The 14660-nt window shown below is 64.4% G+C and carries 9 protein-coding genes; 7 read left to right on the top strand and 2 right to left on the bottom strand.

Going from position 1 to position 14660, the window contains the following annotated elements:
- The first annotated feature begins 168 nt into the window (after positions 1-168).
- The 6 genes from C4S68_RS20800 (at position 169) to C4S68_RS20775 (ending at position 7874) form a co-directional block, all read left to right on the top strand.
- The gene (locus C4S68_RS20800; protein WP_103935042.1) at positions 169-1668 is read left to right on the top strand and encodes an N-acyl-D-amino-acid deacylase family protein; all 1500 of its coding nucleotides are present in this window, start codon (positions 169-171) and stop codon (positions 1666-1668) included.
- A 92-nt stretch (positions 1669-1760) separates the two neighbouring features.
- Entirely contained in the window at positions 1761-2540 is a 780-nt protein-coding gene (locus C4S68_RS20795) for an IclR family transcriptional regulator (protein WP_103935041.1), read from the top strand.
- Positions 2541-2554: 14 nt separating this feature from the next.
- Positions 2555-3649 (top strand): alanine racemase, encoded by a 1095-nt coding sequence (locus C4S68_RS20790; protein WP_103935040.1) that lies wholly within the window; start codon positions 2555-2557, stop codon positions 3647-3649.
- A complete protein-coding gene (locus C4S68_RS20785; RefSeq protein WP_268807311.1) occupies positions 3597-4649 on the top strand; it encodes a 3-hydroxyacyl-CoA dehydrogenase family protein in 1053 nt (350 codons plus the stop codon). The genes C4S68_RS20790 and C4S68_RS20785 overlap by 53 nt, the downstream gene beginning before the upstream one ends.
- Positions 4646-6361 (top strand): sodium:solute symporter family transporter, encoded by a 1716-nt coding sequence (locus tag C4S68_RS20780; RefSeq protein WP_103935038.1) that lies wholly within the window; start codon positions 4646-4648, stop codon positions 6359-6361. The genes C4S68_RS20785 and C4S68_RS20780 overlap by 4 nt, the downstream gene beginning before the upstream one ends.
- Positions 6362-6551: 190 nt before the next feature.
- Positions 6552-7874: a M24 family metallopeptidase gene (locus C4S68_RS20775; protein ID WP_160115269.1), complete on the top strand. Its 1323-nt coding sequence runs from the start codon at positions 6552-6554 to the stop codon at positions 7872-7874.
- Between the two features lie 123 nt (positions 7875-7997).
- Here the strand turns inward: C4S68_RS20775 and C4S68_RS20770 are convergent, their stop codons facing one another.
- Both C4S68_RS20770 and C4S68_RS20765 read right to left on the bottom strand, forming a co-directional pair.
- On the bottom strand, positions 7998-9512 hold the full coding sequence (locus C4S68_RS20770; protein ID WP_103935036.1) for a M20/M25/M40 family metallo-hydrolase: 1515 nt from the start codon (positions 9510-9512) through the stop codon (positions 7998-8000).
- A 99-nt stretch (positions 9513-9611) separates the two neighbouring features.
- Positions 9612-12902 (bottom strand): TonB-dependent receptor, encoded by a 3291-nt coding sequence (locus tag C4S68_RS20765; protein ID WP_103935035.1) that lies wholly within the window; start codon positions 12900-12902, stop codon positions 9612-9614.
- Positions 12903-13515: 613 nt separating this feature from the next.
- Here C4S68_RS20765 and C4S68_RS20760 point away from each other — a divergent pair.
- A complete protein-coding gene (locus tag C4S68_RS20760; RefSeq protein ID WP_103935034.1) occupies positions 13516-14556 on the top strand; it encodes an alginate lyase family protein in 1041 nt (346 codons plus the stop codon).
- Positions 14557-14660: the final 104 nt, after the last annotated feature.

Here is a 14660-nt window from a genome sequence, read left to right as displayed (position 1 = left end):
CGCTTGAGCCTTCAGGCTATCGCGCTCCACGCCCCTCGCCCCCACACCCACCCCCGCGCACCGTCCATTCCCGTGGACAACCCCTCCCTCCGCCCGGCACGCTCCCCGGCCTGCCCCGGCAGCTTCGCTACACTTCTATCCACCCCGTCTGCCTGAGGTCTCCGCTCCATGCTGCTCACCAACGCTCTCCTCTACGACGGCACCGGCGCTCCGCCCATCTCCGCCGACGTGCTCGTCGAAGGCGGCCTCATCTCTGCCATCGGCTCCTTCCCCGATGCCAGCCACCACGACATCCTCGACCTCCACGGCGCGGCCCTCGCCCCCGGCTTCATCGACCTGCACAGCCACTCCGACCTCCAGGTCCTCGAGAATCGCCTCGAAAAGACCCGCCAGGGCATCACCACCGAGGTCGTCGGCAACTGCGGCTTCTCGCCCTACCCCTGCGGCCACCACGCCGCCCAGCTCGCCGCCCAGAACGAAGGCATCCTCCACGGCGCGACATGCTTCTCCGGCGCAGCCGACTACCTCGCCGAAGCGCGGAAGCTCTCCCACCTCGTCCACACCGAGTCCCTCATCGGCCATGGTGCGCTCCGCACCGCCGTCCTCGGCGAGGACGCCAACACCACCGCATCCCCACGCCTCGCCGACCTCGAAGCCGAGCTCGACCGCGCCCTCGCCGAAGGCGCTATCGGCTTCTCCACCGGCCTCATGTACGCTCCCGGCTCGCAGGCCCCCTTCGCCGAGCTCGAAGCCCTCTGCCGCATCGTCGCACGCCACAACAAGCTCTACACCACGCACATGCGCAGCTACTCGTGGGAGCTGCTCGAATCCATCGACGAACAGCTCGAGCTCGCCCGCCGCACCGGCTGCCGCCTGCAGATCTCGCACCTCCAGGCCGTCGGCCGCGACAACTGGCCCAAGCAGCACGAAGCCCTCGCCCGCATCGAGCGCGCCCGAGACGAAGGCATCGACGTCGCCTTCGACTGCTACCCCTACCTCGCCGGAAGCACCGTCCTCACCCAGCTCCTGCCGCAGGACACCCTCAGCGGCGGACTTCCTGGCCTCCTCAAGCTGCTCTCCTCCAGCTCCGGCTACGCCCGCCTCGAAGCCCACCTCCGCGACGAGACCGCCCAGGCCTGGTCCGACATCTTCCTCTCCTCACTCCACTCCGACGCCAACCGTGCCCTCATCGGCCGCGACCTCGCCTCCATCGCCATCGACCGCAACACCTCGCCCGAGCGCGTCGTCCTCGACCTCCTCCGCGAAGAGGACGGCCGCATCAACATCGTCGCCTTCAACCAGTCCGACGAGAACCTCCGCGCCCTGCTCACCCACCCGCTCAGCTCCATCATCACGGACGGCTTCTACGTCTCCGAGCGTCCGCATCCGCGCCTCGCCGGGGCCTTCCCCACCTTCCTCGGCGAGTACACGCGGCAGCGCGGCTGGCTACACCTCGAGACCGCCATCCGCAAGATCACCTCCCAGCCCGCCGAACGCCTCGGCCTCCACGACCGCGGCCGCATCGCCCCCGGAGCCATCGCCGATCTCGTCGCCTTCGATCCCGCCACCATCGGCAGCCCCGCCACCTACGACCACCCCACCGCCGCCCCGGTCGGCATCCTCCACGTCATCAAAGCCGGTAGAATCCTCACCCCACCGTCCAGCTAATCGGACGCACATGATAACCTCCGCGCAGAGAAGGCAGTTTGGAGCGATGCTGGGTTCACCGTTCCATCGCAACTCTCCTTCTGGAGGACTGAATGACGACCGCTTGTCGCACGCCATCAGTGCCCGCCGTCGAACGAGCCTTCTGGCTCCTCGAACAGCTGGCAGAATCGAAAAACGGCCTCTCCCTCTCCCAGCTCGTCGAGAGCTCGCACCTTCCGAAGAGCAGCATCCATTGCCTGCTCCTCACCCTTGAGCGCGGCGGCTACATCCAGCGCAGCCCCCAGACCGGCCGCTACACCTACAGCCTCAAACTCTTCGGCCTGGCCAACGCCTCCGTCAGCGGCCTCCCCATCCGCGAACAGGCCGCTCCCCTGCTCGTCCATCTCATGGAGCGCACCGGCCTGACCGTGCACATGGGTGTGCTCGACAAGTACGAGGCCGTGCTCATCGCCAAGTACAACCCTCCCGGCTCCACCGGCCTCGCCACCTGGCGCGGCAAGCGCATGGCGATCCACTGCACCGGCCTCGGCAAGGCCCTCGGAGCCTACATGAGCGAAGAAGAGCTCAAGGCCCTCCACCGCGTGCGCAAGCTCCCCCGCCACAACGAGAACACCATCTCCAACTTCCGCCGCCTGCAGGAAGAGTTCTCCCGCATCCGCCAGCTCTCCTACGCCCTCGACGACGAAGAGGATGAGGTCGGCTGGCGCTGCCTCGGCGCTCCCGTCTTCAACGAAGAAGGCCGCCCCGTCGCCGCCGTCTCCGTCGCCGGCACCACCCAGATGATCCACGCGGAAAACATCCCGCGCCTCGCCGAGACGCTCAAGTCCTGCACCTCGGCCATCTCCTCCGCCGTTGGCTACTCCCGTAACTGAGGTCCGTTTCCCTGATGTTGCTGCATGAGCTTGAGACCCCCGCGGTCCTGATCGACCTGGACGTCATGGAGCGCAACCTCGGCCGCATGGCCGAATACACCGCCCGAACCGGCGTTGCGCTCCGTCCCCACATCAAGACCCACAAGATCCCCGCGCTCGCGCAGCGCCAGATCGCCCTCGGCGCCATAGGCATCGCCGCCGCCAAACCCACCGAGGCTGAAGTCATGTCCGAGGCCGGCATCCGCGACATCATGCTCGCCTACCCCATCGTGGCCGCAGCCAAGGCAGACCGCCTCGCGCGCCTCGCCGAGCACACCCGCATCAGCGTCTCGCTCGACTCCCACGAGGCCGCCGACTGCGTCGCCCGCAGCTTCCACGCCGCCGGCCGCAACGTCGACCTGCTCGTCGAGATCGACGTCGGCTTCGCCCGCTGCGGCGTTCAGTCAGCCGCTGCCGCCGCAGAGCTCGCGCTGCACATCGCAAAGCTCCCCGGCGCAACCTTCGGCGGCATCATGTTCTACCCCGGCCACATGATGGTCCCGCCCGCTGAGCAGGAACCTCTGCTGCGCGAGGTCAACACCCGCGTCGAAGCCGCCTACACTGCCATCACCGCCTCCGGCCTCCCCATCGCCCGCGTCAGCGGCGGCTCCACGCCCATGGCCTATCGCTCGCAGGAGTTCTCGCATCTCACCGAGATTCGCCCCGGCATGTATCCGCTCAACGACCGCAACCTCGTCGCCGGCGGCTTCGCCACCCTCGAAGACTGCGCCCTCACCGTGATGACCACCGTTGTCAGCACCGCCGTCCCGCAGCGCGTCATCCTTGACGGCGGCTCCAAGACCTTCTCCTCCGATCGCCTCCTCACTGGCGACCACATCGGCCACGGCGTCGTCCTCGCCGACCGCGACGCCACCCTCTATGGCCTCTCCGAGGAACACGGCCACATCGACATCAGCCGCAGCTCCCGCAGCTACACCATCGGCGAGCGGCTCCGCATCGTGCCCAACCACGTCTGCGCCACCATCAACATGCACGACCGCGTCTACGGCATCCGCGGTGACGTCGTCGAGTGCGTGTGGGACGTCGCAGCCCGCGGCCACGTTCAGTAGCCATCAACGCATCTCGAATCAACGGAGCCTCGACATGAAGATGCAAACCATCGGCGTCGTGGGCCTCGGCCTGCTCGGTCGAGGCATCGCCGGTTGCCTCCTCGCGCATGGCCTCCGCGTCATCGCCTTCGACCGCTCCGCGCAGGAACTCGCTGCTGCGCGCGTTGAAATCGCCCGCGCCATCGACGAACTCATCGCGCACGACGTCATCCCCACCTCTGTCCGTGAAGATTGGCCCCACCGCTTCACCGAAGCCAGTACCCTCGACGACCTCGCAGCCTGCAACTTCGTCATCGAAAGCATCACCGAGTCCGTTGAGTCCAAGTCAGCACTCTACGTCCTCCTCGAAGACATCCTCCCGCCCACAACACCGATAGCCAGCAACACCTCTGCACTCCCCATCTCGTCGCTGCAACGCGGCCTTCGCTATCCCGAGCGCATCGTCGGCATGCACTGGGCCGAGCCCGCCCACGCCACCCGCTTCCTCGAACTCATCCGCGGCGAAGCAACCTCCGACGCCACCCTCGAAGCGGCCTCGCAGCTCGCACTGCTCCTCAGCAAGGATCCCTGCATCGTGCAGCAGGATATCCCCGGCTTCATCGCCAACCGCCTCGGCTACGCCCTCTATCGCGAGGCCTGCAACCTGCTCGCCACCGGCGTCGCCGACGCCGAGACCATCGACCGCTCCTTCCGCAACTCCGTCGGCCTCTGGGCTTCCGTCTGCGGCCCACTCCGCTGGATCGACCTCACTGGCGGCCCCGCGCTCTATGGCAAAGCCATGCAGGGCGTCCTGCCCACCCTCAGCAACGCCACCGAAGTCCCCGAGCCCCTCGCCACCATGATGGCCTCCGGCCTCACCGGCGTCCGTGACGGCCAGGGCTTCCACACCTACACCTCCGAAGACGCCCATCGCTGGGAACAGATCTACCGCGAGCAGGTCTGGCGCGTGCACGCCGTCGCAGAAGAGGTCTTCCCCCTCCACAAGGACGAGCCCGCATGAACGGCATGCACCTCGCCGCGCCCGACCTCGTCGTCGTCCTCGGCTACTTCGTTCTCGTTCTCCTCATCGGCATGTACTTCCGCCGACAGCAGAAGACCGCCGAGGACTACTTCGCCGGAGGCCACCAGGTCTCCTGGTGGCTAGCCGGGATCTCGCATTACATGTCCGGCTTCAGCGCGTTCACCTTCGTGGTCTATTCCGAGATCGCCTACCGCTACGGCCTGGTCGCCATCATCCTCTTCTGGACCAGCGTCCCCGCCTGCATCCTCGGCGGCGCTCTCTTCGCAAAACGCTGGCGTCGCGCCCGCATCATCACCCCCGTTGAGTTCCTCGAGCAGCGCTGCTCCCTCACCGTCCGTCAGACCTTCGCCTGGGCCGCCATCCCCGCCAAGATCTTCGAGGACTCCCTCAAGATCTTCACCACCGCACTCTTTCTCTCGGCCGGCATGGGCCTCGGCATTGGGATGTCGATCCTCCTCTGCACGCTGATCGTGATCGCCTACACCGTGCTCGGTGGACTGCTCGCGCTCGTCGTCACCGACTACCTCCAGTTCATCATGAAGGCCCTCGCGATTCTTCTGCTGCTGCCCCTCGCCGTCTGGAGACTCGGCGGCCTCGCAGCCTCCTTCCACTCCGTCCCGCGTGATCTCCTCCACGCCCACGCAGGCCCCTATAGCTGGGTCTACATCCTCAGCTACCTCCTCATCGTGTGCATCAGCTACAACGGCAGCTGGTCCTTCGCACAGAAGTACTACTCCGTCCCCGATGAACGCTCCGGCCAGCGCGCCGCCTACCTCGCCGCCGCGCTCAACTTCGTCGGCACGCCCATCCTTCTGCTACCCGCCATGATGGCCCGCAGCCTCATGCCGCAATTTTCAGCCACACACAAACCTCAAGACGTCTACGTGCAGCTCATCTTCACGCTGCTTCCTCCCGGCATGATCGGCATCATCATCGCCGCGCTCTTCTCCGCCACCATGGCCACCGTCAGCGCCGACCTCAACGCCATCGCCGGCGTCCTCACCAAAGACGTCTACCAGCGCATCCTTCGCCCCCACACCTCCGAGCGCGCCCTCGTCACCGTAGGCCGCACCCTCACCTTCGTCCTCGGCTCGCTGCTCCTCTCGCTCAGCCTCTGGCTCGCGCACAGCCATCAGGACTCGCTCTTCCACGTCATGGTCACGGCCTTCGGCGTCCTGCTCTCGCCCACGCTGCTGCCCATGCTCGCCACACTGCTCTTCCCGAAGCTCACCTCGCGCGGAGTCCTCGCCGGCTTCACCACCGGCCTCGCCAGCGGCATCCTCACGCTCTGCGCCAAGACCTGGCTGATGTCCCACTCCGCCGGGCCCACGCAGGCACTCGACTACCAGCTCGAAGGCATCTCCATCTTCATCAACGTAGCCGCCACCTGCGCCGGCATGTGGGCCGGTAGCCGTTGGCTCAACATCACTCCCGACGAACAGGCCCGCACCAACGCCTTCTTCGCCCGCCTCCAGCGCCCCATCACCGCCGCCGAGTCCCACGTCTCCGAACGCCAGTCCGAAGGCACCAGCCACATCCTCCGGCTCTCCACCGCCTCCGTAGGAGCCCTCCTCGTCGCCGCCGGTCTGCTCTCGCACTCCCCGCAGGCCCGCTGGGTCGATGGCATCCTCGGCAGCCTCCTCCTCCTCAGCGCCATCCCTCTTCGGCAGCTGCGACAGCGCAGGAGCTGAGCCCACTTCGAGTAGGGAGAATGTGTCATCTCGACCGCAGCGGGACAGTCTCATCGTCCCGCGTAGTGGAGAAACCTGCATCTCTCCCAGCCATCGACAGGTGGCGCGGAACGCCCCGACAATGCGCTACTCTGAAGCTGCCTCTCATCTCACCAACACAAACCCGCGCCACGCGCGAAGGAACATCCGCATGATCACTCGCAGGTCCCTCCTCGGCGCATCCGCCGGAGCCGCTCTCTCGACCGTCGCCTCCCCCTTCGCGCTCCAGGCCCAGCGGCCCGCCGCCGAAGTCCCGCAAGGCCCAGTCCCCGAAGCCATCGCCAGGCTCCCTTCCTTCGCCGGCAAGGTCGCTCCCTTCACCAACGACGAGCGCCTCGCCCGCATCGCACGCGCCAAAGAGCTCATGGGTCAGCAGAAGATCCAGGCCATCGTCCTCGCCAACTCCACCTCCAACACCCTCTACTTCGCCAACGTCCGCCTCGGCGCCAGCGAGCGCCTCTGGGCCCTCGTCATCCCCGCCAGGGCCAAGCCCTTCATCGTCTGCCCCGCCTTCGAGCACGACCGCGCCGTCGAGATGCTCGAAGACACACCCTTCGCACACGAAGCCGAGATCCTCACCTGGGAGGAAGACGAATCACCCTTCGCCCTCATCGCCTCTGCACTCAAAGCCCGCGGCGTCACCTCCGGCAACGTCGGCCTCGACGAGAACATGAAGTTCACCTTCGCGAATGAGCTTATGAAGGCCGCACCCGCGCTGCACTTCGTCAGCGCCACGCCCGTCACCGGCGGCTGCCGCAGCATCAAGGACGAGCACGAACTCGATTGCCTCCGCACCGCCGGCGCGGCCACCCTCGCCGTCTACGAGGCCGTCTACCTCTCGCTCAAGGAAGGCATGACCACCCGCGACGTCCACAACCTCGTCCTCATGGCCTATGCGAAGACCGGCCTGCAGGGCGAAGCTTCGCTCAACATCGACGAGTTCACCGCCGTCCCGCACGGCTCACGCAAGCCGCAGACCATTCGCGAAGGCTCCATCCTCATGCTCGATGACGGCTGCGTCGTCGAAGGCTACACCTCCGACATCACCCGCACCTTCTGCTTCGGCAAGCCCACCGACAAGATGCGCAAGGTCTTCGACATCGTCAAGGCTGCGCAGACCGCCGCGCTCAAGACCGCACGTCCCGGTATCCCGCTGGCCAACGTCGATCTCGCCGCCCGCAAGGTCATCGCCGACGCTGGCTACGGTCCCGCCCACAAATATTTCACCCACCGCGTCGGCCACGGCATCGGCATGGACATGCACGAGTGGCCCTACCTCTCCGAGAACAACATGTTCCTCGACGACCGCGCTCCCATCCTCGCCGCCAACATGACCTTCTCCGACGAACCCGGCCTCTACATCAAGGGCGAGTTCGGCGTCCGCCTCGAAGACGAACTCCACATCACCGCCAACGCAGCCGAGTTACTCACTCCCCAAAGCCTCTCCCTCGACGAGCCCTTCGGCAAGGCCTAGAGCTATCGCCCTTCCTCGTGGCTCAAGCCCGCAACGCGGGCGACCTCGGTTCCTCGTACCTCTACAGAAACAACAAGCCCCGCACATGAGTGCGGGGCTTGCCTACTTCTGTCTTGACGTGCGCTAATCCCGGAACGTCCCCTTGTGACCCACCAGCGTTTCATCCATATCCGCCAGCACATACGCCGTCACCGCCAGCATCCCGATGTTCTTCCGGAAGTCCGTCAGGTCAACCTTGTCGAACGAGTCCGCCTCGGTGTGGTGCCAGTCGAAGTAGTGTTCACCCACCGTGTGCGGGCTCAGCGCCGGAACCCCCTCAGCCACAATCGGCCCAATATCCGATCCGCCGCCGCCCGGCGCCCACGTCGCCGCATCGATCGGCTTCAGCAGCGCCACGAGATCCAGCATTGCATCCACTGACTTCTTATCCTCTGGCGAAAGCTTGCTCATATCGAACCCTGCGCCCGGGTTCACGCGCGGAGCACCCGAAGCACGCCCACCGCCTCCACCACGCGGCCCGCCAAAGCTGCCATAGTTCATCCCCAGAGGACGCTCCGCGCCGCCGTCCATCTCGATAGCTGCAACATGCGTGGACACCTTATCGCCCAGCTCCTTCGCATACGCCAGCGCGCCCCGGCCCAGCGTCTCCTCGTTCACCCAGAAGACGATCCGCACCGTCCGCTTCGGCTTGAGCCCTAGCTTGTGCAGCAGGCTCACCGCCTCGAACGTCGCCATGATACCCGAGCCATCGTCCTGCGCGCCCTGGCCCACATCCCACGAATCGATGTGTCCACCCAGTACAACGATCTGCTCCGGATGTTCGCTGCCCGGGATCTCTCCGATCACATTGCCCGCCTGCACATCCGGCAGCCGCTGCGCATCCATCTTCAGGTGCACGGTCACCGGGCCTTCCTTCGTCAGCCGCTCGATCATCGTCGCATCTTCAATCGAGATCGCCGCCGCCGGAATCTTCGGAGCGTCCTCCGCATACACCAGCGTGCCCGTATGCGGCAGCTGCTGCGCCAGCGGAGTCGCCGCGCGAACCAGCACCGCCACCGCACCCTTCTTCGCCGCGCGCGACGCCGAACCCGTGCGATAGCCCGAGTTCACGCCATACCCATGCCAGCCCGGGTTCAGCACCACGATCTTGCCCTTCACCGCGCTGTCCGCCAACGCATCCAGCTCATCGAACGTGTGTACAAACACCACCTCCGCCGTGATGCCTTCGGGCGGAGTGCCCACACTCATGCCCAGCCCCAGCATGTGCATCTTCTTCTTCACCGGAGCCACAAACTCCGCATCCTCTTCCCCACGCACCCAGTGCGGCACCATCACCGGCTGCACATGCACGTTGCTCAACCCGGCCTTCTTCATCAGGTCCGCGCCCCACGCAATCGCAGTGTTCAGCTGCGGTGTGCCTGAGTTCCGGTTGCCAATGTGGTCGCACAGATACTGCAGGTCCGCATAGCCATCGGTATCGCTCATCGCCGCAGCAAGAATCTTGTCGGCCGTGGCCTGGTACTTCGCCGTCAGCGGACCGGGGACAGCCGGATAACCGGCAGGACGTGCAGGCTCCTGCGCCATCAACGACGCGGACGCGGCTGCAACACACAAGACAATGGGGACAAGACGCTTCATCGAACAGCTCCTGTTGCGGGAATGCTTAAGTAGAAATGAATTTGGCCGGCTGCGAAAGAGACTTCACAGCCGGCCAAAAAAACGCACCCACAGGCAGCCTTAGAAGATCAGCTTGCCCGCGAACTGCACGTTGAACGGCTCACCCGGCCCAATGCCAGGCGCTCCGCTGTTGTTGCGCGTCGCCGAGATCCGGCCGAAGCTCGAAGAGGTCAGCGTCGCCGTCGGATTCGCAAGGTTCGTCCGGTTGAACACGTTGAACATCTCCGCGCGCAGCTGGAAGTTTACCCCGCGATGCACCGGCGTGTTCTTCACCAGAGCCATGTCCGCAGTCGCGAAGGCCGGTCCGCGGTACGCATTGCGCGCCGAGGTACCAAACGTGTTCGCAGCATTCGCCGTCCATGAAGTCGGAGCAACCCACGCATAGTACGGGGCCGACGTCGCACTCGCGCGCACCAGCTGGCGAGTCAGACCCGCCGTCGGTGCCGCAATCTGGTTCGCACGGTCCTGGTTCTCGCCCGTGTGGCTGTTGTCCGCGCCCGACTTCACCGAGAACGGCGTGCCGGTAAACGCGCTGATGAACGCGTTGCCCTGCCATCCCTGCGTCAGCAGCTTCAGCTTCTCCGTGAACTTCGGCGCTTCATACACCACGTAGCCATTGAACGTATTGCGAACGTCGAAGTCGGCGTTCCCATACTCACCCGCCACGTTGTACGAGTTCTGCGGGGCAAAGCCACGCGTGCCCGACACCGTATCCAGCGCATGTCCGTACGTGTACGATCCCTGCGCCGTCAGGCCATGGAAGCCCGAGGTGCGAATGCTCAGCTGCAGCGAGTTGTAGTTCGAGGTCCCAATGCTGCTGATGTCGTTGATCGCAGCAATCGACTTCGCGTTCGTGATGTTCGCAGCCGTGTAGTACGGACGCCGCGTCTGCACGTTCGCCGTCGCCGTCGTGCCCGTCGGGCTCAACGTCGCCTGGTTGATGTCAATCAGCTGGAACAACCGCCGTCCCAGCGAACCCACATAACCTGCCTGAAACACCGTGTTGCGGCCCAGCTGGTACTCCAGGTTCGTGTTGAAGTTCTGCACATACGCCGTGCGGAAGTTCGGATCCACCGTCGCCAGGCCGAACACCGAGGGCGAAGCTGCACCGGAGAACGGATTCACGCCATTCTGCCACTGGTAGTACGTCGCCGTCAGCGTCTCTACCGGCGTCGCTCCGGTCGGGTTCGCCTGCACACCCGCCGCGGCGCCGTTGCCCGGACGGTTGTCGAAGAAGCCGTTGAAGTTGATCGCATCGAAGAAGATGCCATACGTGCCGCGAACCACCAGCTTCGGCGCCGCCTGGTACGAGAATCCAAACCGCGGTGCAAAGTTCGTGAAGTTGCCCGGGAAGATCTTGTCGATCCCCTGCCCCGGCTGCACCAGCCCATACGCATCCGCTCCGCTCGTGCCCGGACGGAAATCAGACAGCGTGCCCGGCGAATTGAACGGCGCGTTGTAGTCATAACGAATGCCGTAGTTCAGCGTGAACTTCGGCAACACCTGGAACACATCCGACGCGTACAGCGAGAACGTGTTCTGGTAGATGCTGCGTCGCAGGTAGCCCTGCGTAAACGTGGAGCTCGCAACATAGCCTGCCAGGTAATCGGCCAGCGCACGCACATCGCTTCCGCCATAGGTGGTGTCGTTGTAGTACGAGGTCGCGCCCGCCGGCAGCGTCACGTTCGGCTGGTTCGTCGTCGAGCTCACCTGCGTCGCTGTGCCGTTGAACGTGAACGTGCCGCGCACATTGCGCTGGTACTGCAGGTCCATGTAGTTGCGCCGGTACTCACCACCAAAGCGCAGCTGGTGCTTGCCGAAGATCCACGTCGCCGTGTCCGTCAGATGGCCCGTGTAGTCCTTGCGGCCCAGCGGCTGCGTCTCGCCCGTCACGTCCAGGCTCGTGATCGTGATCGTCGGCGCACCGAACAGCGAAGGATTCGTCACGCCATCCGCAAGTCCCAGCGACGGCATGTTGAAGCTGTGGTTCTCGTCGTTGAACGTCTGGTTGAACACGCCCACGCCCGCCACCAGGAAGTTGCTGATGTGCGGCGTAATCGCGATGTTGTGCGCCACCGTAAAGTTCTGCGTGATGTCCGGTGCCACCTGGTAGTAGTCGAAGACGTTCGTGCCCACTGCGGCAAACTGACGTCCCGTGCCCACAAACGCGCGCGCCGAAAGCGTCTGGCGGTCTGAAATCTGCCAGTCGATCTTGCCGATCGCGTTGTCGCTATACCCATGCTGCGGATGCGGATCGAGATAGTTGCCGCTCGAGTTTGCCGCGCCAGGTCCATTCGCGTCCGGCCACAACACCAGCAGGTTCTTCGAAAGCTGGTTCACGTTGAAGCCGTGCGCCGCCAGCAGGCTCGTCGCCTCGGTCAGGTACGCCGCCGTCGGCTCCACCGCATACGCACTGTTCTGGATCGTGTACATCTGGCGTTCGTAGTTCGCAAAGTAGAACAGACGGTTCTTCATGATCGGTCCACCGAACGATCCACCGAACTGCTGGTTGCGAAGCTCCGGCTTCCGCACTGAGGTCGCCAGGAACGGGCTTCGCGCCGCAAAGAACTCGTTGCGGTTGAAGTAGTACGCCGATCCATGAATCTGGTTCGTGCCGCTCTTGATCGCCAGCGAGATAAGCCCGCCGCCGTTGCGCCCGATCTCCGCATTGCCCTGCGACTGCACGCTGAACTGGTCGATCGCATCGATCGGCAACGTCACACCGGCAATCGAACCCACGCCGCCCTGGTTGGCCGCCGCGCCGTTCTGCCAGATGTCATTGTTGTCTGCACCGTCGATCTGATAGTTGTTCTGGTTCGTGCGCGTGCCGTTCAGCGATCCAGCTCCGTTGTAGCCCGGAACGATCTTGATCAGCTGCGTAAAGTCGCGGCCGTTCAACGGCACGTTCGCCACAGCCTTGTCGCCCACCACGGAGGTGTTCGTCGTGCTCTCCGTATCCAGCGTCAGCGCATTCGCATTCACGTCCACGCTCTGCGACGATCCCGCCATTGCCAGCTTCGGGCTCAGCGAGTACACCTCGCCCGGACGCGTCGTGATGTTCTCCACCTTCGACGTCGCAAATCCATTAGCCGTAATCGTCACCGTGTACTTGCCCAGCGGAAGGTCCTGGAACGTATAGTTACCGTCCGCAGTCGAGGTGGTCTCACGAGTCAGGCCCGTGTCCTGTCCCACCAGCGTGATCTTCGCGTTCGGCACCACCGCGCCGGACGGATCCTGCACCGTACCGGAGATTCCGCCCCGGAACGTCTGCGCCATCAGCGCACTGGACACCACAATTGAAGCGACAAATAGCAGACCGGCCTTACCAGGCCTCCGTAAGAAGTGTTTCATCGTTGTTCCTTTGCTTGCTGGTAGTGCGAAGACACAGCTGCGTCGTCGCAGCTGTCTGTTGAGAGACACGGCTGTGCGATGGCTTCCGGGTTACGGCTATGGGTAGACAAGTGCAATCACAACCAGGAGGTCATGATGACGTGATGCACCCTAACGACAGCGAAAGCAACGGGGGTGGTTGCTTGAAGAGAAAGAGTCGCAGACTCAAATCCGTTGGATCACATACTTCGAGAGCATGAGCCCCAAGGGATCTGTGTCAAATTTTTGATACGGTTCTGCCCAGATTAGGGCGATGTTACAACCATGTCAAGATTCGCAACTCTTCAACGCACCGTACATCGCACGCACACGAGCACCTTGACATCGCTTAGACGGCAATTCATGCTGTGGCCTGCTGTTTGCATACCCCAGAATGTAACACAACACACAGCCCCCTTCGCATCGAGAAGCGTGGACTCCATCACTCCCCCGGCATCCGTCAAAGCTCCGCGGCAGCCCGCTCCAATGTCTTGCATCAAATGGATTTCTCCTAAGTCAAACGCGTGTCTTCTTACCACTGCATTTGACAGGGCTCCCGTCCCTTCTTCATCCTCGGTGACGGAGATCCCACCGCATGCGCTTCGCTCCTCTCTTCGCAGCCTTCGCCTTCGCCGGTGTCCTCGCACCGGCCCATGGCCTCGTCCACTCCCCCTGGGACAATCGGCCGGTCACTTTGTCCAATGTTGCAACCAATTGCCCCACCCAGCCCGACCTCCCCGCCGACCTCATCACCGACGGCTTCTACCGCAAGGACGATCCCACCCACTCCATCGTCGACCCCGTCCTCATGAAGGCCTACACCGAATCCTCCGGCCCGGTGAAGAACGCCACCCACGTCATCGTCGACATGGCCGACCGCTTCCGCACCACCGGCTCTCGCGAGGCCGCGCAGTGCACCCTCAAACTCCTCGCACAGATGGCCCGCAACAACACCATGGCCGGCCACATGTCCTCGCAGCAGGCCTACTACGTGCAGGGCTGGCTCGCCGGTGCCATGGCCGTCGCCTACCTCAAGGTCCGCAACTCCGGCTTCGACACTCCGCAGCAGGCCCAGGCCATCGCAACGTGGCTCGGCAAACTCGGCGACTCCACCCGCGCCTACTACGAAGCCCAGGAGAAGAAGCGGCCCGAGCAGAACAACCATCTCTACTGGGCCGGTACCGAGATCGCCGGCATCGCAGCAGTCGCCAACCGCCCCGACCTCCTCGACTGGGCTCTCGCCACCTATAAGAACGGTGACGACCAGATTCAGCCCGACGGCGTCCTTCCGCTCGAGATGGCCCGCGGCCAGCGCGCCCTCCACTATCACCTCTACGCCCTTACGCCTCTCGTCTTCCTCGCCGAGTTCGGCGAAGCGAACGGCAAAGACCTCTACGCCGCCAACGACCACGCCCTCGCTCGGCTCGTCGCCCTCTGCGTCCACGGCCTCTCCGACCCTTCGTTGTTTGAAGAGCGAACCAAGGTCAAGCAGGAGGTCCCGAAGAACGCCAGCGGCGATGACGCCTGGTGGACGAAGCCCTACGCCGCACGCTTCCCTTCACCTGCCATCTCGGCCATCACGGAGCACGCCGACACCCTGAGTTCCTTCTACCTCGGCGGCCTTCCCCCGGAATAACGCACCAGAACATCTGACCCGTAGCTCATAGCTCGAAGGTCAATCAGAATTGTCCGCTCCTAAACGAACACCTGATCGGAAGAAGCGATGCTCCGGGTGCCCCA

The sequence above is a fragment of the Bryocella elongata genome, from assembly GCF_900108185.1.
GTDB classification, from domain to species: domain Bacteria; phylum Acidobacteriota; class Terriglobia; order Terriglobales; family Acidobacteriaceae; genus Granulicella; species Granulicella elongata.
This window is presented reverse-complemented; position numbering and strand designations above follow the sequence as displayed.

Bases quoted from the DNA above. Each gene is read 5' to 3' on its own strand.
- C4S68_RS20800 (WP_103935042.1), top strand. From the start codon at position 169: ATGCTGCTCACCAACGCTCTCCTCTACGACGGCACCGGCGCTCCGCCC.
- C4S68_RS20795 (WP_103935041.1), top strand. From the start codon at position 1,761: ATGACGACCGCTTGTCGCACGCCATCAGTGCCCGCCGTCGAACGAGCC.
- C4S68_RS20790 (WP_103935040.1), top strand. From the start codon at position 2,555: ATGTTGCTGCATGAGCTTGAGACCCCCGCGGTCCTGATCGACCTGGAC.
- C4S68_RS20780 (WP_103935038.1), top strand. From the start codon at position 4,646: ATGAACGGCATGCACCTCGCCGCGCCCGACCTCGTCGTCGTCCTCGGC.
- C4S68_RS20775 (WP_160115269.1), top strand. From the start codon at position 6,552: ATGATCACTCGCAGGTCCCTCCTCGGCGCATCCGCCGGAGCCGCTCTC.
- C4S68_RS20770 (WP_103935036.1), bottom strand. From the start codon at position 9,512: ATGAAGCGTCTTGTCCCCATTGTCTTGTGTGTTGCAGCCGCGTCCGCG.
- C4S68_RS20765 (WP_103935035.1), bottom strand. From the start codon at position 12,902: ATGAAACACTTCTTACGGAGGCCTGGTAAGGCCGGTCTGCTATTTGTC.
- C4S68_RS20760 (WP_103935034.1), top strand. From the start codon at position 13,516: ATGCGCTTCGCTCCTCTCTTCGCAGCCTTCGCCTTCGCCGGTGTCCTC.